Source organism: Microbacterium sp. Z10_103 (assembly GCF_058310455.1).
The window spans coordinates 2,974,383-2,995,433 of the sequence record NZ_JBZEGK010000001.1; the positions used below are offsets into that span (position 1 = coordinate 2,974,383).

At 69.5% G+C, this 21,051-nt stretch carries 19 protein-coding genes; 3 read left to right on the forward strand and 16 right to left on the reverse strand.

Annotation, left to right across the window (positions count from 1 at the left end; genetic code table 11):
* Nucleotides 1-120: 120 nt before the first annotated feature.
* The 5 genes from AC4FS2_RS14375 to AC4FS2_RS14395 are packed head-to-tail and all read right to left on the reverse strand — an operon-like array spanning nucleotide 121 to nucleotide 5,590.
* A complete protein-coding gene (locus AC4FS2_RS14375; RefSeq protein WP_491155873.1) occupies nucleotides 121-1,314 on the reverse strand; it encodes a thiolase family protein in 1,194 nt (397 codons plus the stop codon).
* Nucleotides 1,314-2,504: a bifunctional 2-methylcitrate synthase/citrate synthase gene (locus tag AC4FS2_RS14380; protein WP_491155871.1), complete on the reverse strand. Its 1,191-nt coding sequence runs from the start codon at nucleotides 2,502-2,504 to the stop codon at nucleotides 1,314-1,316. Before AC4FS2_RS14380 ends, AC4FS2_RS14375 begins: the two co-directional genes overlap by 1 nt.
* Before the next feature lie 25 nt (nucleotides 2,505-2,529).
* Nucleotides 2,530-3,429: a methylisocitrate lyase gene (gene prpB, locus AC4FS2_RS14385; protein ID WP_491155869.1), complete on the reverse strand. Its 900-nt coding sequence runs from the start codon at nucleotides 3,427-3,429 to the stop codon at nucleotides 2,530-2,532.
* Entirely contained in the window at nucleotides 3,429-4,955 is a 1,527-nt protein-coding gene (locus AC4FS2_RS14390; RefSeq protein WP_491155867.1) for an MmgE/PrpD family protein, read from the reverse strand. Before AC4FS2_RS14390 ends, prpB begins: the two co-directional genes overlap by 1 nt.
* The gene (locus AC4FS2_RS14395) at nucleotides 4,952-5,590 is read right to left on the reverse strand and encodes a GntR family transcriptional regulator (RefSeq protein WP_491155866.1); all 639 of its coding nucleotides are present in this window, start codon (nucleotides 5,588-5,590) and stop codon (nucleotides 4,952-4,954) included. Before AC4FS2_RS14395 ends, AC4FS2_RS14390 begins: the two co-directional genes overlap by 4 nt.
* Before the next feature lie 149 nt (nucleotides 5,591-5,739).
* Between AC4FS2_RS14395 and AC4FS2_RS14400 the strand changes: the two genes are divergently transcribed.
* Nucleotides 5,740-6,657: an ABC transporter ATP-binding protein gene (locus AC4FS2_RS14400; protein WP_491155864.1), complete on the forward strand. Its 918-nt coding sequence runs from the start codon at nucleotides 5,740-5,742 to the stop codon at nucleotides 6,655-6,657.
* On the forward strand, nucleotides 6,654-8,276 hold the full coding sequence (locus tag AC4FS2_RS14405; RefSeq protein WP_491155863.1) for an ABC transporter permease: 1,623 nt from the start codon (nucleotides 6,654-6,656) through the stop codon (nucleotides 8,274-8,276). The genes AC4FS2_RS14400 and AC4FS2_RS14405 overlap by 4 nt, the downstream gene beginning before the upstream one ends.
* 84 nt (nucleotides 8,277-8,360) lie before the next feature.
* Here AC4FS2_RS14405 and AC4FS2_RS14410 read toward each other — a convergent pair whose 3' ends face one another.
* The 11 genes from AC4FS2_RS14410 to AC4FS2_RS14460 form a co-directional block, all read right to left on the reverse strand.
* Nucleotides 8,361-8,837 carry an NUDIX hydrolase gene (locus AC4FS2_RS14410; protein WP_491155861.1) on the reverse strand — a complete coding sequence of 159 codons (477 nt, stop codon included), beginning with the start codon at nucleotides 8,835-8,837 and terminating at the stop codon, nucleotides 8,361-8,363.
* Nucleotide 8,838: 1 nt separating this feature from the next.
* Nucleotides 8,839-9,852 (reverse strand): aldo/keto reductase family protein, encoded by a 1,014-nt coding sequence (locus AC4FS2_RS14415; RefSeq protein ID WP_491155859.1) that lies wholly within the window; start codon nucleotides 9,850-9,852, stop codon nucleotides 8,839-8,841.
* A gap of 175 nt (nucleotides 9,853-10,027) precedes the next feature.
* On the reverse strand, nucleotides 10,028-12,070 hold the full coding sequence (locus AC4FS2_RS14420; protein ID WP_491155858.1) for an ABC transporter ATP-binding protein: 2,043 nt from the start codon (nucleotides 12,068-12,070) through the stop codon (nucleotides 10,028-10,030).
* On the reverse strand, nucleotides 12,067-13,800 hold the full coding sequence (locus AC4FS2_RS14425; RefSeq protein ID WP_491155857.1) for an ABC transporter ATP-binding protein: 1,734 nt from the start codon (nucleotides 13,798-13,800) through the stop codon (nucleotides 12,067-12,069). Before AC4FS2_RS14425 ends, AC4FS2_RS14420 begins: the two co-directional genes overlap by 4 nt.
* 108 nt (nucleotides 13,801-13,908) lie before the next feature.
* Nucleotides 13,909-14,766: an ABC transporter permease gene (locus tag AC4FS2_RS14430; protein WP_491155855.1), complete on the reverse strand. Its 858-nt coding sequence runs from the start codon at nucleotides 14,764-14,766 to the stop codon at nucleotides 13,909-13,911.
* Nucleotides 14,763-15,638 (reverse strand): ABC transporter ATP-binding protein, encoded by an 876-nt coding sequence (locus AC4FS2_RS14435; RefSeq protein ID WP_491155854.1) that lies wholly within the window; start codon nucleotides 15,636-15,638, stop codon nucleotides 14,763-14,765. The genes AC4FS2_RS14430 and AC4FS2_RS14435 overlap by 4 nt, the downstream gene beginning before the upstream one ends.
* A gap of 46 nt (nucleotides 15,639-15,684) precedes the next feature.
* Nucleotides 15,685-16,962, reverse strand: coding sequence for a dual-specificity RNA methyltransferase RlmN (gene rlmN, locus AC4FS2_RS14440; RefSeq protein ID WP_491155852.1), 1,278 nt, complete (start codon nucleotides 16,960-16,962; stop codon nucleotides 15,685-15,687).
* Between the two features lie 180 nt (nucleotides 16,963-17,142).
* Entirely contained in the window at nucleotides 17,143-17,496 is a 354-nt protein-coding gene (locus AC4FS2_RS14445) for a VOC family protein (protein ID WP_491155850.1), read from the reverse strand.
* A gap of 78 nt (nucleotides 17,497-17,574) precedes the next feature.
* A complete protein-coding gene (locus tag AC4FS2_RS14450; protein ID WP_491155848.1) occupies nucleotides 17,575-18,414 on the reverse strand; it encodes an SDR family oxidoreductase in 840 nt (279 codons plus the stop codon).
* A 70-nt stretch (nucleotides 18,415-18,484) separates the two neighbouring features.
* Nucleotides 18,485-19,258 carry an enoyl-CoA hydratase/isomerase family protein gene (locus AC4FS2_RS14455; RefSeq protein ID WP_491155846.1) on the reverse strand — a complete coding sequence of 258 codons (774 nt, stop codon included), beginning with the start codon at nucleotides 19,256-19,258 and terminating at the stop codon, nucleotides 18,485-18,487.
* Between the two features lie 34 nt (nucleotides 19,259-19,292).
* Nucleotides 19,293-20,057: an SDR family NAD(P)-dependent oxidoreductase gene (locus tag AC4FS2_RS14460; protein WP_491155844.1), complete on the reverse strand. Its 765-nt coding sequence runs from the start codon at nucleotides 20,055-20,057 to the stop codon at nucleotides 19,293-19,295.
* A 117-nt stretch (nucleotides 20,058-20,174) separates the two neighbouring features.
* Here AC4FS2_RS14460 and AC4FS2_RS14465 point away from each other — a divergent pair, with 117 nt between their 5' ends.
* Nucleotides 20,175-20,660, forward strand: coding sequence for a GNAT family N-acetyltransferase (locus AC4FS2_RS14465; protein WP_491155842.1), 486 nt, complete (start codon nucleotides 20,175-20,177; stop codon nucleotides 20,658-20,660).
* Nucleotides 20,661-21,051: the final 391 nt, after the last annotated feature.

A 21,051-nucleotide genomic window follows, 5' to 3' on the forward strand; every position in this document is an offset into this window, starting at 1 on the left:
CTCCCCCGGGCCTGACTCAGGCCCGATCAGCAGTAACGCCTGCAGCCCTGCCGTAATCTCGGGCACCTCGCAATTCAGGCGGTGATTCAGCCTGAATACGGCGCGCGGGAGCCGCGAAGGTCAACCGTCCCAGCGGCGAAGCAGCGCTGCCAGCGCCTGGCCGCCGCCGATGCACATGGTCACGACGGCGTACTCGAGGTCACGACGGTGCAGGTCCATCGCCGCGCGGACGGTGAGAATTGCGCCGGTGGCGCCGACCGGATGCCCGAGGGCGATGGCTCCGCCATACGGGTTCGTCTTCGCCGGATCCAAGCCCGCATCGCGGATGACCGCAACCGCCTGCGACGCGAAGGCCTCGTTCAGCTCGACCGTGTCGACGTCGCTGGGCGACATCCCGGTCTGCTGCCAGAGCCGCTCCAGTGCGATGACCGGCGCGTAGCCCATGATCTCCGGCTCGATGCCCGCTGTCGCGACCGCCTCGATCGTGGCGAGGCCCGTCAGCCCGCGGTCACGCGCGTCCGACTCCCGCATGAGCACGGTTGCCGCGGCTCCGTCGTTGATGCCGGAGGAGTTACCGGCCGTGACACTGCCGCTCTCCTCGAACGCGGCGCGCAGACCCGCGAGCACCTCTACCGTCGTCCCGGGGCGGGGATGCTCATCGACCGAGACCTCGACCGGCTTCCGACCACCGGTCGTCACCGGCACGATTTCCTCCGCGAATGCCGCGCGCGCCGCATCTGTGGCCGCTCGCCGCTGGCTCTCGACGGCGAACTCGTCCTGCGCCTGCCGGCTCACGCCGTAGCGCGTCGCGACGGTCTCCGCTGTCGTCCCCATATGCCGGCCACTGAAGGGATCGGTGAGGATCGCGAGAGTCCCATCGAGGAGCTTCCGGTCGCCCAGACGCGCGTTGCCGCGCGCGCCGAAGTCGAGGAAGGGCGTCCGCGACATGCTCTCGTCGCCGCCAGCGACCACCACGTCCACGCCGCCCCACAGGAGTTCCTGGGCTCCCGACCAGATGGCCTGGAGACCCGATCCGCACAGGCGGTTCACTGTGAAGGCCGGGATGCGGGGATGCAGCCCGGCCGCGAGCGCCACCCGCCGCGCGTTGTACGCGTCGGGACCGTTCTGGGCGATGCATCCCATCACGACCTCGCCCACGTCGTCCCCGGAGACGCCGGCCCGCGCGAGTGCCGCGGTGACGGCGGTCGCGCCGAGCTCGTGCGCGGGGACGCTCGCGAGCGACCCGCCGAAGCTTCCCACCGGCGTGCGCGCGCCGGCAAGGATCACGACCTTCTCGTGCGCCGTGGAACCCATCAGTCCGCCGCCTCCTCCGCGCGTTCGGCGACTTCGATGACCGCGGTGTCGGGGACGTAGCCCGGGATGTGCCGCTCATCGGGACCGTTGTAGTGGGACAGCGGCCGGATGAGGGCGTTGGATGCCTGCTGCTCCATGATGTGGGCGGTCCAGCCGGTGATCCGCGCCGCCACGAACAGCGGCGTGAAGGTGAGGATGTCGAACCCCATCAGGTCGTACGCGGGACCGGACGGGTAGTCCAGGTTCGGGTAGATGCCCTTGCGCTCGACGAACTCGCGCTCGAGGGTGTTGTACAGGTCGGCGACGTCGGGCCGGTCGTAGTGGGCCACGAGCGTGTCGAGGGCCGCCTTCATCGTCGGGACCCGGGAATCGCCGCGCTTGTACACACGGTGACCGAAGCCCATGATCTTGCGCTTCTCGGCGAGCGCCGCATCCAGCCACGGCACGACGTTGTCAGCCGTGCCGATCTCCTCGAAGATGTGCAGCACCGCCTCGTTGGCCCCGCCGTGCAGCGGGCCCTTCAGCGCTCCGATGGCTCCGACGACCGCGGAGTACAGGTCGCTGAGGGTGGAGGTGATGACGCGGGCGGTGAACGTCGAGGCATTGAAGGAGTGCTCGGCGTAGAGGACCATCGACCGGTTGAACGCGTCGACGACCACCGGGTGCGCCTCCTCGCCGAACGTGAGCCAGAGGAAGTTCGCGGCGTAGTCCAGGTCGTCGCGCGGCTCGACAGGCTCCAGGCCCCGGCGGCGCCGCTGCCCGTACGCCACGATCGCCGGCAGCTGCGCGAACAGGCGGATGCTGCGTTCGAGGTTCTCATCGGGGGTTCCCACCGCATCCATGACGTTCGCGATACCGGCGGTGTCCTGCGCTCCGATGACGCTGACGGCGGTGCGCACCTCGTCCATCGGGTGGGCGCTGGTCGGCAGGATGTCGATCGCGGCCTTGACGTGAGGGTGCAGTGCCCGATGCCGCCGCTCGGTGGCGCGGAGTTCCGCGAGCTGCCCATCGGTGGGCAACTCGCCGTTCCACAGCAGGTACGCCACCGCTTCGAACGGCTGGGTCGCCGCCAGCTCGTGCACCGGGTAGCCGCGGTAGAGAAGGCTGTTGGTGTCCGGGTTGACCTTGCTGACCGCGGTGTAGTCCACCACGACGCCCGCGAGGCCCTTTTTGATGTCGGTGTCGGTCATTGCCGTGTCCTTCGAGGATGCCGCGTCAGCGGGCGACGGTGAAGTTGAAAACGCTCGTGTCGAAGTGGTTGTAGCCCTCGTAGTCCATCAGGTCGTAGAGGTCTGCGCGATGTTGCATCTCGTCGAGTTTGGAGGTGAGGTGCCCCTCCTCGACGAGCGTGTCCAGCGCGCGCTCCGCGGCGCCCATCGCCATCCGCAGCAAGGAGACGGGCCAGATGACGATGTTCACCCCGACGTTGCGGAGGGCATCGACGCTGAACAGCTCGCTCTTTCCGAACTCGGTCATGTTCGCGAGGATCGGCACGTCGACGGCGGCACGTACGGCGGCGAACTCCTCCAGGGAGCGCATCGCCTCGGGGAAGATCGCGTCCGCCCCGGCATCCACGAGAGCCTTGGCGCGGTCGATCGCCGCATCCATACCGTCGATGGCGCGGATGTCGGTGCGCGCCATGATCAGGAAGTTCGGGTCGCGGCGGGCGTCGACGGCGGCGCGGATCCGCTGGATGGCGGTGTCGGCATCCACGACCTGCTTCCCGTCCAGGTGCCCGCACCGTTTGGGGTTGACCTGGTCTTCGATGTGGGTGCCGGCGAGGCCCGCATCCTCGAGGGTCTGGATGGTGCGTGCGACGTTCATCGGCTCCCCGAAGCCGGTGTCGGCGTCGATGATCGCCGGCAGCTCCGTCATGCGCGCGATCTGCTGCCCACGGCCGGCGACCTCGGTGAGGGTCGTGAGGCCGATGTCGGGAAGACCGAGGTCGGCCGAGAGCACGGCACCGGAGATGTAGACACCCTCGAAGCCCTTGCGTTCGATGAGCCGTGCCGAGAGCGGATTGAAGGCCCCGGGAAAGCGGAGCACCTCGCCCGAGGCGAGCCGCTCCCGGAACAGGCGGCGCTTCTCGGCCGCGGGAGTCTTGGCGTACAGCATCAGAACAGGCCCTTCGGGGCGGGGGCCATCGCGAGCACGCCGGGTTTGGCCACGATGTTCAGCTGCTGCACTTCCGCAGCCGTCAGCTCGGGCAGCCGCTGGGCGAGGTCGAGGAACCGCTCGATCTCCTCGGGGAGCATCACCGGCTCGGCGAGGAGGCGGAACTTCCGGAGGTAGTCCTCGCGGGCGAACGGCCGTGCCCCGAGCGGATGGGCGTCGGCGACGGCGATCTCGTCCTCGATCGTCGAGCCGTCGGTGAGCGTGATGACGACCCGGCCACCGAAGGCCTTCTCGTTCGGGTCCTCCGAGTGGTAACGCCGCGTCCACTCCGCGTCCTCGGCCGTGGTGACCTTGCGCCACAGCTCGACCGTGTCGGGCCGGCCGGCACGCTCGGGCGTGTACGAGTCGACGTGGTGCCACGCGCCGTCCTGCAGCGCGACGGTGAAGATGTACGGAATCGAGTGGTCGAGAGTCTCGCGAGAGGCCGTCGGGTCGTACTTCTGCGGATCGCCCGCGCCCGACCCGATGACGTAGTGCGTGTGGTGGCTCGTGTGCAGCACGACGGAGGCGACGTTCTGCGGGTCGCGAAGGGCGGGATGCTGCGCGCCGAGCCGACGCGCGAGGTCGATCCACGCCTGCGCCTGGTACTCAGCGGAGTGCTCCTTCGTATAGGAGTCGAGGATGCCGCGCTTGGGCTCGCCCTCGCCCGGCAGCGGCACGTCGTACGCGGCAGCCTTGCCGTCGAGCAGCCACGCGATGACGCCGTCTTCGCCCTCGTAGATCGGGGACGGGCTGGTCTCGCCGCGCATCGCGCGGTCCACGGCCTCGACGGCCATCTTTCCAGCGAAGGCCGGGGCGTGCGCCTTCCACGTGGAGATCTCGCCCTTGCGCGACTGGCGGGTGGCGGTGGTGGTGTGCAGCGCCTGGCCGACGGCCTGGTAGATCGTCTCGGCGTCCAGGCCCAGCAGCGTACCGATACCGGCCGCGGCCGAGGGGCCGAGGTGGGCGACGTGGTCGATCTTGTGCTTGTGGAGGGAGATCGCGCGCACGAGGTCGATCTGGATCTCGTAGCCGGTGGCGAGGCCCCTCAGGAGCGCCGCGCCGTCGTGCCCGGTGTGCTGGGCGACAGCGAGGATCGGGGGGATGTTGTCGCCGGGGTGCGAGTACTCGGCGGCGAGGAACGTGTCGTGGTAATCCAGCTCGCGCACGGCCACGCCGTTGGCCCACGCCGCCCACTCCGGGCTGGATCGCCGGTCGAGCGCGCACCCGAAGACGGTCGCACCGACCCCGCCAATGGACACGGCGTGGTCGAGCGCCTGCTGACGAGCCGCGCTCACGGGGCGGCGGGTGAGGGATGCCGCGGCCACCGCCGCGTTGTCGATGATGCGGTTGATGATCATGTCGGTGACGTCGGCATCCACGGCGACCGGATCGGCGGCGACGCGCGCGATGGCCCAGGCCAGCTGACCCTCCCGGGGCAGGTTCTCGTCGCTGCGGTGCACCCGAACGTGGTGGGTGATGGTCATGGCTGTTCCTCCGGGAGGGAATCGAGGATGGTCGTGAGGGCGTTGTGCAGGTGCACGTGGGTGGCGTGTGCGGCGAGTTCGGCATTGCCGTCCGCAATCGCCCGGGCGATGAGTTCGTGCTCCCGCGCCGACTGCTGCAGCCGCGCGGGGTTGTCGCGTGCCATCCGGCGCACCCGCACCAGGTGCGTGCGCACCGTGCGCAGAGCGGACGTCAGGTAGTCGTTACCGAGAGCGGCATCGATCGCCGCGTCGAAGCGGGCGATGAGGGCGTAGTAGGCGTCGGAGTGGTCGGCCACGTCCGGGTCCGCTGCGGCGAACTCCTCGGCGAGCGCCGCGAAGGCGTCGGCGTCACCTCGAGCCGCGGCGATCCGGGATGCGGCCTCCTCCAGCGCCCGGCGGAGCTCGAAGAGCGCCCGGATGTCGTCGGCGTCGACGTCGCTGACCACGGTGACGCGCGGTGAGAGCTGGGAGACCAGTCCGTCGCCGGCGAGACGGCTCAGCGCTTCGCGGAGCGGTGTGCGGCTCACGCCGAGTCGCGTGGCCTGCTCGACCTCCCCGAGCACGGCGCCAGGGCGCAGCGATCCATCCTGGATTTCACCGAGGAGGGTCGCGTACGCGCGATCACTGGCTCGCATCCCGCACCTCCTCGTGGTTTCGTCTCATTGTATACATAGACGGCGCAAAGGCCGCACTTTTTCCGCCCTGTTGCACCTTCTGGTATACATCCCGCCCCTCAGCGGGAGGGATGCTGCGGCGGTACGTTCACCGGCGTAGCGTCCCGCCTATGGAAGCTGTCATCCGCACCCGCGGGCTGGGGAAGCTCTACGGCCGCGTCCGCGCGCTGGATGGGCTCGACCTCGACGTGTCGCCCGGCGAGATCCACGGGTTTCTCGGTCCGAACGGCTCCGGCAAGTCGACGACGGTCCGGATCCTCCTGGGCCTCGCGCGCGCCAGCAGCGGCGAAGCATCCGTCCTGGGTGGTCATCCGTGGCGCGATGCGGTGCAGCTTCATCGCCGCATCGCGTCCGTGCCCGGTGACGTGAACATCTGGCCGAACCTGTCCGGCGGCGAAGCGATCGACTTCCTCTGCCGCCTTCGCGGGAGCGGGCGCTCCGCCGCCTACCGCGACGAACGCGCCCGGCTCCAGGAGGCGTTCCAGTTCGATCCGCGCACGAAGGGCCGCGCCTACTCCAAGGGCAACCGGCAGAAGGTCGCGCTGATCGCCGCGTTCGCCGTCCCCGCCGACCTCTACATCCTCGACGAACCGACCAGCGGGCTCGACCCGCTGATGGAGGTCGTGTTCCAGCGCGAGTTGATGCGCGTGCGCCAGGCCGGAAGTTCTGTGCTGCTGTCCAGCCACATCCTCTCGGAGGTCGAGCAGCTGTGCGACCGGGTCAGCATCATCCGCGCCGGTCGCGTGGTCGAAAGCGGCAGTCTGGGCGACCTGCGGCACCTGACCCGCACCGAGGTCTCGTTCGCAGCCCTCGACGGGCGGGTGCTCCCGCCCCTCCCGGACGCTCACGACGTGGTCGTGAGCAACGGCCGGGTGCGATTCACCGTCGACAGCGACCGCGTGACGGCCGTGCTTCCCGCGCTCGTCGACGCCCACGTCGCGGGGCTGCGCATCGAGCCGCCTTCTCTCGAGGAGCTTTTCCTGCGTCACTACGGCGACGACGTGACAGCCTCCGAGGCACTGTCGTGACGCGATTCTTCCTGCTGCTGCGTCACCGCGCACGACGCGACGTCATTCAGCTGGCGCTGTGGATTCTCGGCACGGCAGCCCTTGCTGCCGCCGCCTACGCCGGCGTGCGGGAGACGCTCGGGACCGAGCAGGATCGCACCGCGTTGCTCGCGACCGCGATCGCCAATCCGGTCATCCTGCTCTTCCGGGGGCTGCCGTCGGGTTCCGCGGAGGGGTCGTTCATCGCCTTCGTGATCCTGCCGTTCCTCGCACTTCTGGCCGCGTTCATGAGCAGCTTCCTCGCGGTGCGCCACACGCGGGCAGATGAGGAGCTCGGCCGGGCGGAACTCGTCGCGGCCACGCCCGCAGGGCGCATGGTCCCGCTCCTCGCAACGATGGTGCACGGCGTCCTGGCCAATCTCGTCCTCGCAGCTGCGGTGTGGCTGGTGCTCCTCGCGCTGGGGCTCGGCGGAACGGGAAGCCTCCTCATCGGCGCGGCCAGCGGCGGCACCGGCATCGTCTTCCTGAGCGTCGCGCTGCTGGTGGCGCAACTGGTGCGCACCGCACGCGCGGCCAACGCGGCCGCGGTGTGGGCGATCCTCCTCACCTATCTGGTGTGCGGGGTCGGCAATGCCGTGGGAACACCCAGCGCCGACCTGCAGCGGATGACCAGTGCGCCGCTCGCGTGGTTCTCGCCGTTCGGCTGGGCGGAGAACACCCGCCCGTTCGACACCGACGACCCGCGCCCGCTCGTGCTGAGCGCGCTGCTGGCGACGGTGTGCGCCGCCGCGACCGTCGCGCTGCAGTCGAGGCGCGACCTCGGCGGCAGCCTGCTGCCCGAGCGTCTCGGCCGTTCCACCGCGACAGTCGCACTCTCAGGCCCGTGGGGATTGAGCTGGAGGTTGTCCCGGGGCGCCATCCTGGGATGGGCCGTCGGCGGGCTGGTCGTGGGGATGCTGTCGACGCGGCTCTCCGATGTCATCTCGCAGATCGGTGACAGCATCCCATCGGTGGATGCCCTCCTTGCCTCGCTCGGCGGCGACGGAACGCTCCCGCAGGGCACCGTGACGATCTTCTTCACGCTGGCCGGCGTCCTTGCCGCCTGCGCCGCCGTCCAGACCGTCGTCCGCGCGCGCCAGGAAGAAATCCGCGGCACGGCGGAACCGGTGCGTGCCGCCGCCGTCGGCCCGGTGCGGTGGCTGGCGGGCTACCTCGTCATCGCGGGAGTCGGCATCCTGGCCACTGTGGGCAGCGCGATCGTGGGAGCGATCGTGGGCCTGTCGTCGCTGTCCGATCCGGATTGGTCGCTGGTGGACGTGACCCTCGTCGCGGGTGTCGGTCAGGTGGCTGCGGCCGCGGTCTTCCTGATGGCGACCGCTGTGGTCTTCGTCGCCGCACCGCGCCTGACCATCGCCCTCGGATGGACGCTGATAGCGCTGGGAACGGTCGTCGGCCTGTTCGGGCCGCTCTTCGGTTTTCCCGACGCCGTCGTGAACCTCTCGCCGATCGCCGTGACACCGACCCTGTCGGGGAACGACGTCGACGTGCGCGGGCTCTGGTGGCTGGTTCTGATCGCCGTCCTCGGCATCGGCCTGACCCTGGCGCTCATGCGCCGGCGGGAGCTCGCCACCGCCGAATGACCCGCCCCGTCCCGCCCGGTCGACTCGCCACAATCCGTCGCGATATGCGCCGAAACATGACGGTTTGTGGCGAGTCGACGGGGGTTAGAGGTCGGAGAGGTGCGAGAGCAGGGCATCGAGGGCGGGGCGCTGGCCCTTCACGAGCCGCTCGCGTGCCTCATCGGGGCTGCACCACTCCGCCCGATCGACCTCGGGAAACCGCGCCGTCTTGCCCGATCGAGGGGGCCACTCCAGGTCGAACTCGCCGAAGACGAACGCGGTCGCCGTGAACGATGCCCCGTCGGCGACGAAGACGACGACCTTCTTCCCCGACGAATACGGGAAGGTCCCGAGTTCGGCGTAGTCGGCCTCGGGCGGCTCGACCCCCAGTTCCTCGCGGAACTCGCGGCGCGCCGCATCCAACGCCCCTTCGCTATCGGGGTCGTACTCGCCTTTGGGGATCGACCAGGCGCCGGCGTCTTTCGCCGCCCAGTACGGGCCGCCCATGTGGGCGAGGAGCACCTGCACATCGCCCTGCCCGTCGAGGCGGTACAGCAGGATGCCGGCGCTCCTCGCCGCCACCTCAGGCCGGTCGCTTCTTCGGCGACACCGTGTAGGTGTCCTCGGAGTCGCGGTTCACAATGCCACCGAGCGCACCGTCGATGGCGGTCAGGGTGTCGGCATCCAGCGTGACACCCGACGCCTTGACCGTGTCGGCCAGCTGCTCGGGTCGGGATGCTCCGACCAGCGCCGCGGCGACGTTGGGGTTCTGCAGGACCCACGCGATCGCCAACTGCGGCATCGTCAGGCCGGCCTGCTCGGCGATGGGCTTGAGCCGCTGGACCGCGGTGAGCACCTCATCGGTCATGAAGCGTTTGATGAACGCCGCGCCGCTCTTCTCGTCGGTCGCGCGGGAACCCTCCGGGAGCGGCTGCCCGGGCAGGTATTTGCCGCTGAGCACGCCCTGCGCCATCGGCGACCACACGATCTGCGAGATGCCGAGCTCTTCGCTGGCGGGGACGACCTTGCCCTCGATGACCCGCCACAGCATCGAGTACTGCGGCTGGTTCGAGATCAGCTGGATGCCCAGTTCCTTGGCGAGCGCGGAGCCTTCACGCAGCTGCTCCGCCGTCCACTCCGAGACGCCGATGTACAGCACCTTTCCCTGACGCACGAGGTCGGCGAACGCCTGGAACGTCTCCTCGAGCGGGGTCTCGTAGTCGAAACGGTGCGCCTGATACAGATCGACGTAGTCCGTGCCGAGCCGCTTCAGCGACCCGTGAATCGACTCGAAGATGTGCTTCCGGCTGAGGCCGGTGTCGTTCGGGCCCTTGGGTCCGGTCGGGAAGTAGACCTTCGTGAAGATCTCCAGCGACTCTCGGCGCTGACCCTCCAGCGCCTTGCCGAGGATGACCTCCGCGGCCGTGTTCGCGTACGTATCCGCGGTGTCGAACGTCGTGATCCCGGCATCCAGGGCCGCGTGCACCGTCTTGACTGCGGCGTCATCCTCGACCTGGGAGGCGTGCGTCACCCAGTTGCCGTACGTGATCTCCGAGATCTTGAGGCCGCTGTTGCCGAGGTATCGATAGTTCACCATTCCTCCACGCTAGCCGCCGTGCCCCGTCCGCGATGCGGGGTTGCGCGGGGGGACGCTGCGCGGGTGGGACGAAGGCTTTCGGGCGAGACGCGGGCTTTCCGGCCGCGATCGCCCGCGTCCGGGACGATTGCCCGCGGCCGGACGGCGGCGGGGTCACCGCGCCACGACGGCGGGGTCACCCGATGGCGGCGTCCTCGGCTGCCGGAACCGCGCCGCTCGCCGCCGCGAGCTCGTCGTCCGGGTCGGATGCGGCCTGCTGGAACTGGGCGTTGTAGAGCCGGTAGTACGCACCGCGGGCGGCGATCAGATGCTCGTGCGTTCCCTGCTCGACGATCGCACCGTTCTCCATGACGAGGATGAGATCGGCATCCCGGATGGTCGAGAGACGGTGGGCGATGACGAACGACGTGCGTCCCTCCCGTAGTGCGGCCATCGCGCTCTGCAGCAGAAGTTCGGTCCGCGTGTCGACGGAGCTCGTCGCCTCGTCCAGGATCAGCACGCTCGGCTGCGCAACGAACGCCCGCGCGATCGTGATGAGCTGCTTCTCCCCGGCCGAGATGTTCGAGGCATCCTCGTCCAGAAGCGTGTCGTACCCGTCGGGAAGGGAGTGCACGAAGCGGTCGACGTAGGTCGCACGGGCGGCGATGAGGATCTCGTCATCCGTCGCGTCGGCGCGACCGTAGCGGATGTTCTCGCGGATGGTCCCGGCGAACAGCCACGGGTCTTGCAGCACCATCCCGGTCTTGGCGCGGATGTCGTGGCGGGTGAGCTCCGCGATGCTCTGCCCGTTGAGGAGGATCCGGCCGCCGTCGAGCTCGTAGAACCGCATGATGAGGTTCACCAGCGTCGTCTTGCCGGCGCCTGTCGGCCCGACGATCGCGACGGTCTGCCCGGGTTCGACGCGGAAGGACAGGTCGGTGATGAGCGGTCGCTCGGGCGAGTAGGAGAACGACACCGAGTCGAACTCGATCGTTCCGTCCCCCTCCACCGGCGCCGGCGCATCCTCGGCGTCGGGCTCCTGCTCGGTTTCGTCGAGGAGCTGGAAGACCCGCTCGGCCGAGGCGGTTCCGGACTGGACGACCGCGGCCATGCCCCCGAGCTCCGACAACGGCTGCGTGAACTGCTGCGAGTACTGGATGAAGGCCTGCACGTCGCCGAGGCGCAGCTGACCGGCGGCGACCATCAGCGCACCGAACACGGCGATGCCCACGTAGGTGAGGTTCCCGATGAACATCATCGCCGGCATCATGATGTTCGAGAGGAACTGCGCCTTGAACGCGGCCTGGTAGAGCTCCTCGTTCTCCTCGCGGAACGCCTCGCGGGAACTCTGCTCCCGCCCGAAGACCTTCACCAGCGCGTGACCGGAGAACGACTCCTCCACGCGCGCGTTGAGGCGCCCGACCTTGCGCCACTGGATCCCGAAGGCCTTCTGCGAGCGCGGGCCGATGACGCCGAAGAGCACCGCCATGAGCGGGAAGCTCACCAGCACCACGAGCGTCAGCTGCCAGGAGATGGACAGCATCATGATCAGCACCCCGAGGATGGTGAGGATGCTGGTGAGCGCCTGCGACAGCGACTGCTGCATCATCTGCGTGATGTTGTCGATGTCGTTGGTCACCCGCGAGATCAGCTCACCGCGCTGGACGCGGTCGAAGTAGCTGAGCGGAAGGGCGTTGATCTTCTCCTCGACCCGCTCGCGGAGGCGCCACATCGTGCGCACCATGATCACGTTGATGACATAGCCCTGCAACCACGACAGCACGGAGGCGGCGATGTAGAGGGCCATGACGCCGGCGAGCACCTGGCCCAGGCGGGTGAAGTCCACCCCGACGCCGGGCTGGAAGTTCTGGAACGCCGACACGATGTTCGCCAGATCCTGCTCGCCGGATGCGACGAGCCCGTCGATCACCTGCTGCTTCGTCGCTCCGGCCGGGGCCATCTGCGACACGACGCCTTCGAAGAGGATGTTCGTCGCCTCGCCGAGGACCTTGGGTGCGAGCACGGCCAGCAGGACGCCGATCGCGCCCATCAGCGACACGAACACGAAGGCGACGGCGTTGGGGCGCAGCAGTCCGATCAGGCGCCGGAACGACGGACCGAACTGCGCGGGCTTTCCCGGCGCCACCGCTCCGCTCCAGTCATCGGCACCGATGCGAGCCTGCTCGGCCAGCTCCAGTTCGAGCTTCTCCTCGTCGGTGAGCTCTTTCTCGCGGCTCATCGGGTCACCTCCGCACCGAGCTGCGATTCGACGATCTCGCGATAGGTCTGGTTCGTCTCCAGGAGCTCCTCGTGTGTTCCGAGCCCCACCATCCCGCCGTCATCGAGCACGACGATGCGGTCGGCGTCGGTGATCGTCGACACGCGCTGGGCGACGACGATCTTGGTGACCTCGGGAAGTTCACGCCACAGCGCCTGCCGCAGGCGGGCGTCGGTGGACAGGTCGAGGGCCGAGAAGGAGTCATCGAACACCAGCACCTGGGGGCGATGGACGATCGCGCGGGCGATGGCGATCCGCTGGCGCTGGCCACCCGACACATTCGTGCCGCCCTGCGCGATCCGTGCATCCAGACCGCCTTCCATCTGGGCGACGAAGTCGCTGCCCTGCGCGATCTCGAGCGCGTGCCACAGCTCGGCATCGGTCGCCTCCTCGCGACCGAAACGGAGGTTGCTGGCGACGGTCCCCGTGAACAGGAACGGCCGCTGCGGCACGAGGCCGATCGTGCTCCACAGCGCCTCGAGGTCCGCCTCCCGCACATCCACACCGCCGACCCGGACCGCCCCGGCGGTGACGTCGAAGAGGCGTGGGATCAGGGAGACGAGCGTGGTCTTGCCGGCGCCGGTGGAGCCGACGATCGCGACGGTCTCACCGGGTTCGGCCGAGAAGGAGATGTCGGAGAGGATCGGGGCTTCCGCGCCGGGATAGACGAACGCCGCCTCGCGGAACTCCACCCTTCCCGGGGAGGGGAAGACGCGCACCGCGTCGGCGGATCGTTCCAGCGCTGCCGAGGTCTCGAGCACCTCGCTGATGCGCTCCGCCGACACCGCGGCGCGGGGAATCATCATCGTCATGAAGGTGGCCATCATGACGCCGCCGAGGATGATCATCACGTACTGCATGAACGCGAACAGCGTGCCGATCTGCACGTCGCCGCTGTCGACCTGCATACCGCCGAACCAGATCACGCCGACGACGGTGAGGTTGAGGATGAGCATCACCGCGGGGAACAGCACGACGAACAGCGATCCGACCTTGCGGCCGACGACCATGATCTCCGTGTTGGCGTCGCGGAAACGTGCCTCTTCGATCGGTTCGCGCACGAACGCGCGGATCACCCGGATGCCCGTGAGCTGCTCCCGCATGATCCGGTTGACCGCGTCCAACTTCGTCTGGAAGCTGCGGAACAACGGGACCATGCGGCTGATGACGAGCACGGCCACCAGGAGAAGCACCGGCACCGCGACCGCGATGATCCACGAAAGCCTGACGCTCTGGGAGAGGGCGAGCACGATGCCGCCGATCGCGAGCAGCGGCGCCGTCACCAGGAACGTCGCGGCCATCATCGCGAGCATCTGCACCTGCTGGACGTCGTTGGTGTTGCGGGTGATCAGCGATCCTGCGCCGAAGCCGGTGACCTCGCGCTCGGAGAAGGAGGAGACGCGATCGAAGATGTCGTCACGCAGGTCGCGACCCAGGCGCATCGCCGCGCGCGCAGCGAAGTACGTCGCGATGATGGACGCGATGATCTGGCCGAGCGACACGGCGAGCATGAACGTGCCCGTGCGCCAGATGAAGTCGGTGTCGCCGCGGGAGACGCCCTCGTCGATGATGTCGGCGTTGAGGCTGGGCAGGTACAGCGAGCCCAGCGCCGAGACGAACTGGAAGACCAGCACGCCGGCGAGAAGCCAGCGGTACGGCTTGAGATAGCGAATGAGGAGCCTGGCCAGCACGTTTCTCCCGGGAGGCGGCGGGGGCGCGATGCGGAGCGCCGAGGGTGACCAGCACAGCCTGCCACGGACGTGCGACATCCGCACCGGGGAACGGTGCGGAGGAGGACGTCAGGAGTCCTTGCGGATCCAGCGGAAGGTCAACCGCACCAGGATCAGGCCGCCCACGAGCCACAGGAGGCACACCAGGAGCGTGAGCGGATGCTCCCACGATCCGGACGGCTCCGCCGCGGCGAACGCTTCCGGGAGGAACACCGACCGCATCCCCTGGGCGAGCCACTTCAGCGGGAACACGCTCGCGAAGTTCTGCAGCCACTCGGGGAGGGCCGAGAAGGAGATGTACACCCCGGAGATGAACTGCAGGATCAGGACGATCGGGATGACGACGGCCGTGGCGCTGCGCCCGGTACGGGGCAGGGCGGCCAGCCCGATGCCGAGGATGGCGCAGGTCGTCACCCCGAGGAGGAAGACCCAGGTGAAGGTGAGCCAACGTTCCGCGTCGGTGGGAAGGGCGACCCCGAAGCCGACGGCCGCGACAGCGATGAGGAGGGCGGACTGCAGGAGCCCCGTGATCAGCACCTGCCCGAGCTTGCCGATGAAATACGACACGGGGCTCAAGGGGGTCCCGCCCAGTCGTTTGAGCGTGCCGTCGCCGCGCTCCATGGCGATGTCGATGGACATGTTCTGCAGCCCGGACAGCAGGAGACCGGCCGCGAGCAGACCAGGCAGGTAGAACTCCGCCGACGACACCTCTTCCCCGGGCGGCCCGAACGTCTGGGACGTGAAGGCGACCGAGAAGATGAGCAGCATCACGACGGGGAACAGGAACGTGAAGAAGAGCGTGTCACCCTGTCGGAAGTACGCGCGGACCTCGTACCGGATCCGCGATGCGCCGAGCCGCAGGGTCCGGGCGACGCCGAAGACCGCCGACGTCGCCGGGGTCTGGGACGGCACAGTGCTCTCGCTCATGCTCCCACCTCGGCGGACCTCTCCACCGCCGCGTCCCCGCCGAGGAAGGACAGGTAGATGTCCTCCAATCGGGGGCGCACCACTTCGAGCCGCGCGGGCTCCCCGCCGGCGGCCATGATCTCCGCCACCCGCGCGCCCGGGTGGACGGTGCGCTCCTCGTGCGTTCCGTCATCATCCGTCCAGCGCACGATGGGAACGCGCGCCTCGGCGCCCCCGAGCCGGTCGATCGGCCCGACCGAGGCGACCCGACCGTCGACGAGGATCGCCGCCCGCTCGGAGAGCTCGGCCGCCTCATCCAGGTAGTGGGTCGTCAGCAAGATGGTCGTACCGTCCTGCTGGAGCCCCCGGATGAGACTCCAGAATTGACGGCGCACCTCAGGATCGAAGCCCGTCGTGGGTTCGTCGAGGAAGAGCAGTTCCGGGCGGCCGATGATGCCGAGGGCGACGTCCACGCGCCGGCGTTGCCCGCCGGAGAGCTTGCGCACGCTCACGCGGGCCTTGCCGGTGAGGCCGACCGCGGCGATCACCTCGTCGACGTCGCGCGGACGTGGGTAGAAGCCGGCGAAGTGCGCCAGCATCTCGCGCACGGTGGCGGACGGGGCTTCGCCGGTGTTCTGCAGCACGATGCCGAGGCGCGCCTTCCACGGCAGGCCGCCTCGGTGCGGGTCGACGCCCAGGACGGACACCTCACCCGATGTCCGGTCGCGGTAGCCCTCGAGGATCTCGATGAGCGTGCTCTTGCCGGCACCGTTGGGGCCGAGGAGCGCGAAGCACTCCCCGCGCTGGATGTCCAGATCCACACCGCGGAGCGCCTCGAACCCGCCGCGATAGACCTTGCGCAGGCCGCGCACGCGAACGACGTCCTCTGTCACGCTTCCCAGTATGAGTCGCCGCCGCGGGTCGACGGCTCGTACGAGCTCAGACCGCGGGTGCGGCCGCGGCGGCGACCTCGTCCTCGGCGGTGGCGACCAGTTGGCCGCACGCGCCGTCGATCTCCTTGCCGCGGGTGTCACGCAGAGTGGTGGGGATGCCGGCGGCGTTCAGTCGACGGACGAACTCGTTCTGCACCGGCACCTCGGATGCGGTCCAGATCGAGCCGGGCGTCGGATTGAGCGGGATCGGGTTGACGTGCACCCACCCCCGGCCACGCGCGTTGAGCTTGTCGGCCAGAAGGTCGGCGCGCCACGCGTGGTCGTTCATGTCCTTGATGAGCGCGTACTCGATCGAGACGCGCCGCCCGGTCTTCTCGAAGTAATCGCGCGCGGCGTCGAGCGCCTCATCCACCTTCCACCGCGAGTTGACCGGGATCAGCTCGTCACGGAGGTGATCGTCGGGCGCGTGGAGGGACAGCGCGAAGGTGACGGGGATGTTCTCGTTCGCCAGCTTCGTGATGGCGGGCACGAGGCCGACGGTGGACACGGTGATTCCCCGGGCACTCATGCCCAGGCCGTGCTCCTTGTCGACCATGACCCGCACGGCCTGCATGACGCGGGCGTAGTTCGCGAGGGGTTCACCCATCCCCATGAACACGATGTTCGAGACCCGCTCGGGCGACTGACCCGGCCCGTCGGATCCGCGGAGGGTCTTGCCGCCCAGTCCGCCGTCGGCGATGAGCCGGTTGGCACGGACGATCTGCTCGATGATCTCGGCCGCCGACATGTTCCGGGTGAGGCCGGCCTGCCCGGTCGCGCAGAACGGGCAGTTCATGCCGCATCCCGCCTGGCTCGATACGCACAGGGTGATGCGGCCGGGGTAGCGCATCAGCACCGACTCCACCAGCGCGCCGTCATGCAGCTTCCACAGGAATTTGATCGTGTCGCCCTTGTCGGTCTCCAGTCGCCGCACCTCGGTGAGCAGGGGTGGCAGCATCCCCGCGACGAGTTCGTCGCGACCGGCGGCCGGGAGATCGGTCATGTCCGCCGGGTCGGACGTGTAGTGCGTGAAGTAGTGCTTCTCGAGCTGCTTCGCACGGAAGCCGGGGAGTCCCAGCTCCGTCACCTTGGCGACCCGCTCGGCGGCGGTGAGGTCGGCCAGGTGGACGGGCGGCTTACCGCGCTTCGGACTGGCGAACTGCAGCAGCGGCCGGCCCGCGTCATCCTTCTTCTGCGACCAGCCCTCTGTTCGGGGCCGCACCTGCGGCGCCGCGGGGCGCACCTGACGGGGCTTGGTGGTGCGCACGGGGGGCTGATCGGTCATGGATTCAGGGTACCGGGGCTCGCCTGCACAGGACCTGGTCGCCTCGAGCCCGCGCGGACGGGGGTGGGGCCCGCGCGGGAGCGGGAGCGGGCGGGAGCCCGCGAGACTGCACCGTGCCCACGAGACCGCGGCGGAAAGCCGCTCGCTCGTGGGCAGCGTGCAGTCTCGCGGTCCCCGGGGTCAGGCGGGCACGGGAGCGCCGAGGTAGAGGGGGTTGCCGTCAGGGTCGCGCACCTGCGCGACACGCTCACCCCATGGCATGTCGTCGGGCGGCTCCTCCGACCGACCACCGGCGTCCAGCACCGCACGGTAGGCATCGTCGACATCGTCGACGTAGAGCCAGATGGCCACGCGGCCGGATGCTGCGACATCGGGCTCGAGGCCGATGCCGATCGCCCCGGGGCCGATGTCCAGAGCCACGTACACGTCCTCGAACCGGTAGCGCTCGACCGCCCCGAACGCCCGCTCGTAGAAGTCCTGCAACCGCGGCAGGTCGGGTGTGCGCAGGATGGGGAACAGTGACCGCACCGTCATGCGCGCCACGGTACGCCGCCCTCACGCGCCCGTCACCCCTCCCCGCGGCCGGCCGGGCGGATGGGCGGCGCGCGGGCCTCAGTCGAGGAAGATGTCCGGGAACAACGCCGCGTCGGGGGTCCCGGGCACCGCGGCGTACCGGGAGAAGTCGGTGACGCCGGCCTCGGCGAGCACGTCCTCGACGATCAGCGTCTGCCCGGTCCGCTCCCCTGCAGGCGTCGTGAGCACCTCGTACGCGGCATCCGCATAGATCTCGGGTGTGCGGCTCGCGGCCATGATCCGGTCGCCGCCGAGGATGTTCTGCACCGCGGCGGTCGCGATGGTCGTGCGCGGCCACAGGGTGTTGGCGGCGATGCCGGCGCCGGCGAACTCCTCCCCCAGGCCGAGGGTGACCATGGTCATCCCGAACTTCGCCAGGCTGTACCCCGGATGCGCTCCCAGCCACCTCGGCGTGACGTTCAAGGGCGGCGACAGCGTCAGGATGTGCGGATTCTCGGCGTCCTTCAGAATCGGGATCGCCGCGCGCGAGAGCAGGAACGTGCCCCGCACATTGACGTCCTGCATGAGGTCGTACTTCTTCGTCGAGAGGTCGAGCGAGCCCGACAGGTCGATGACGCTGGCGTTGTTCACGACGATGTCGATGCCGCCGAACTCGCCCTGGGTGGTGAGCACCGCCTCGGTGATGTCGTCTTCGTTGCGCACGTCGCCTACGATCGGCAGAGCCTTGCCGCCCGCCTCGCGGATCGCGGCGGCCGCGGTGTGGACGGTGCCCTCCAGGCGTGGATGCGGGGTGTCGGTCTTCGCGAGGATCGCGACGTTCGCCCCATCCCGCGCCGCCCGCAGCGCGATCGCGAGGCCGATCCCGCGGCTGCCGCCCGACATCAGGATGGTCTTCCCGGCGAGGGTGTTCTCGGTCATGACGTTCCCTTTCCCCGTGATGTCTCACTCGTGCAGGTTTCCAGCGCACAAAACCTGCGTGTGCGGGACATCATGTGCGTTTCTTGGCGGATGCGGCGGCGAAGGCGCCCACGCGAGCCTTCGCGTCGGCCGTGTCGAAGGCGGCACCGATCGTGCGCGCCTCGTCGTCGAGATTCTCGGCGAAGGTGCGCTCGGCACCTGTGCGCACGAGCCGCGCCGCCTGGCCGAAGGCCGCCGTAGCGCCGGCGAGCCAGAAGCGCGCCACCTCTTCCGTGCGGGCGGCCACGCCCTCGGCCGGCACGACCTCGGCGACGAGCCCCCACTCGAGGGCTTCGGAGGCGGACAGCGAGCGGTCCTGGAGCAGCAACTGCAGCGCGCGGCGCTGCCCGATCGCCGCCGGCAGAAGCGTCGTCACCCCGAGATCGGGGGTGAGGCCAATGTTGGCGTACTTGCTGACGAACCGAGCCGCGTCCGAGGCGACCACGTAGTCCGCGGCGAGCATGAGCCCGAGGCCACCTCCGGCCACCGCCCCCTGGACAGCCGCGACCACGGGGACCGGGGCTTCCGCGAACGTGCGGATGCCCTCGTGGATGATGTGCGCGGTCGCCGTGAGATCCGCGCCGGACGCACCCGACGTGGCCATGGCCACGACGTCGCCGCCGGCGCAGAAGGCCGGCCCCGCCGCATCCAGGATCACGGCGCCGATGCCGGGAGCCGTCGCCGTGCGGGCCGCATCGCGCCACCGTTCAGCCATCTCGAAGTCCATGGCGTTCAGCGACGCCGGCCGGTTGAGGGTCACCCGCGCGAGGTTGCCCTCGACGGTCACCAGGATGCTGTCGCTCACGCTCGTCCTCCTCTTTCGGCCTCGCGAGGCGCGGTCATTTCGGGGCCATCCGGATCGCACCGTCGAGGCGGATCGTCTCACCGTTGAGATAGCCGTTGTCCACGATCGCCATCACGAGGCGGGCGTACTCGTCGGCGACGCCCAGGCGCGAGGGGTAGGGCACCTGCTGCCCCAGTGAATCCTGCGCGGCCTGCGGCAGGCCCCGGAGCATCGGCGTCTCCATGATCCCGGGCGCGATCGTCACGACGCGGATCGCGTGGCGGGCGAGCTCGCGGGCGATCGGCAGCGTCATCGCGTGGACCCCGCCCTTGCTCGCCGAATACGCCGGCTGTCCGATCTGACCGTCGAAGGCGGCAACGCTCGCGGTGTTGACGATGACTCCGCGGTCGCCGCTTTCCGTTTCCGGCTCGGTGCGGGCCATGACCGCTGATGCCTGGGCGATCACGTTGTAGGTGCCGACGAGGTTCACCCGCACGATCCGCTCGAACGCGTCGAGCGGAGTGGGGAGGCCCTCGCGGTCGAGGACCTTTCCGGGCGGCGCGATGCCGGCGCAGTTGACCACCACCCGCAGCGGACCGGCCTCGGCGGCGACCGCCACGGCGGCAGCGATCTGCTCGGGGTCGGTGACATCCGCCGCCACGAACCGGCCGTCGATCTCCGCCGCGGCTTCTTCGCCCGGCGAAGAGGGCAGGTCGACGATGGTGACGGTGGCCCCGGATGCGGCGAGCCGACGTGCGGTCGCCCGACCCAGGCCGCTCGCACCACCGGTGACCAAGGCAGTCGCGCCTGCGATGTCCATCCGCTCTCCGTTCGTCGTCGAAACCGGGACCGGGTTCCAGCCTAACCGGCACTCAGGTTCGCACCCCGCTCCGCCCCGTGTTCCCCCACCTTGCCCGGCCGGAGGCAGGATGGGAAGGTGACGGTACGCATCGAAGAGGTCGGCGTCGACGATCCGCGGGCGGTGACCCTGCGTGACCTCCTCGACGAGGAACTGAGCACCCGCTATGCCCACGTCGTGACCGGCGAACCGCCCGAACTCTCGGCAGCGCGCAACGCGGCCCTCCGCGTCCACCCCGAAGACGTCGTCACGACCTTCCTCGCGGTCGACGAGTCGGGCACGCCGCTCGGTCATGTGCTCCTGCGTCGCCTCGGCCAGGAGTGGGAGCTGAAGCGCCTCATCGTGCCCGCAGCCGCGCGCCGACGCGGGGTGGGCCAGGCCCTCACGGCGGCCGTGGTGGAGCGGGCCCGCGCCGGGGGCGCGCGGCGCGTGATCCTGCAGACCGGGGCACCGCAGCCCGAATCGATCGCACTGTACGCCGGAGCCGGCTTCACGCCCATTCCCGTCTACGAGCCGTACGTGGCGACGATGCCGGAGTCGCTCTGCTTCGAGCGCACGCTCTGACCTCGACCTCGACCTCGACCTCGACGCGGACGTCGACCTCGACCTCGACCTCGACGTCGACGTGGACGTCCACGCCGACGCCGACGCCGCAGCATCCGAATCAGGAGATCTGACCGACACAGGCCGATCCGCCCGCAAACGTCCTGTCTGCGCCGCATCTCCTGATTCGGGCACCGGGCAATCGCCGGAAGCGGGCGCCGGGCGCAGCCCGAAGCCGGCGGAAGCGGGCGCCGGGCGCAGCCCGAAGCCGGCGGAAGCGGGTGACGCCGACACATCCGAATCAGGAGATCTGACCAACACAGGCCGATTGGCCCGCACGCGTCCTGTCTGCGCCACATCTCCTGATTCGGGCACCGGGCGCAGCCCGAAGCCGGCGGAAGCGGATGACGCC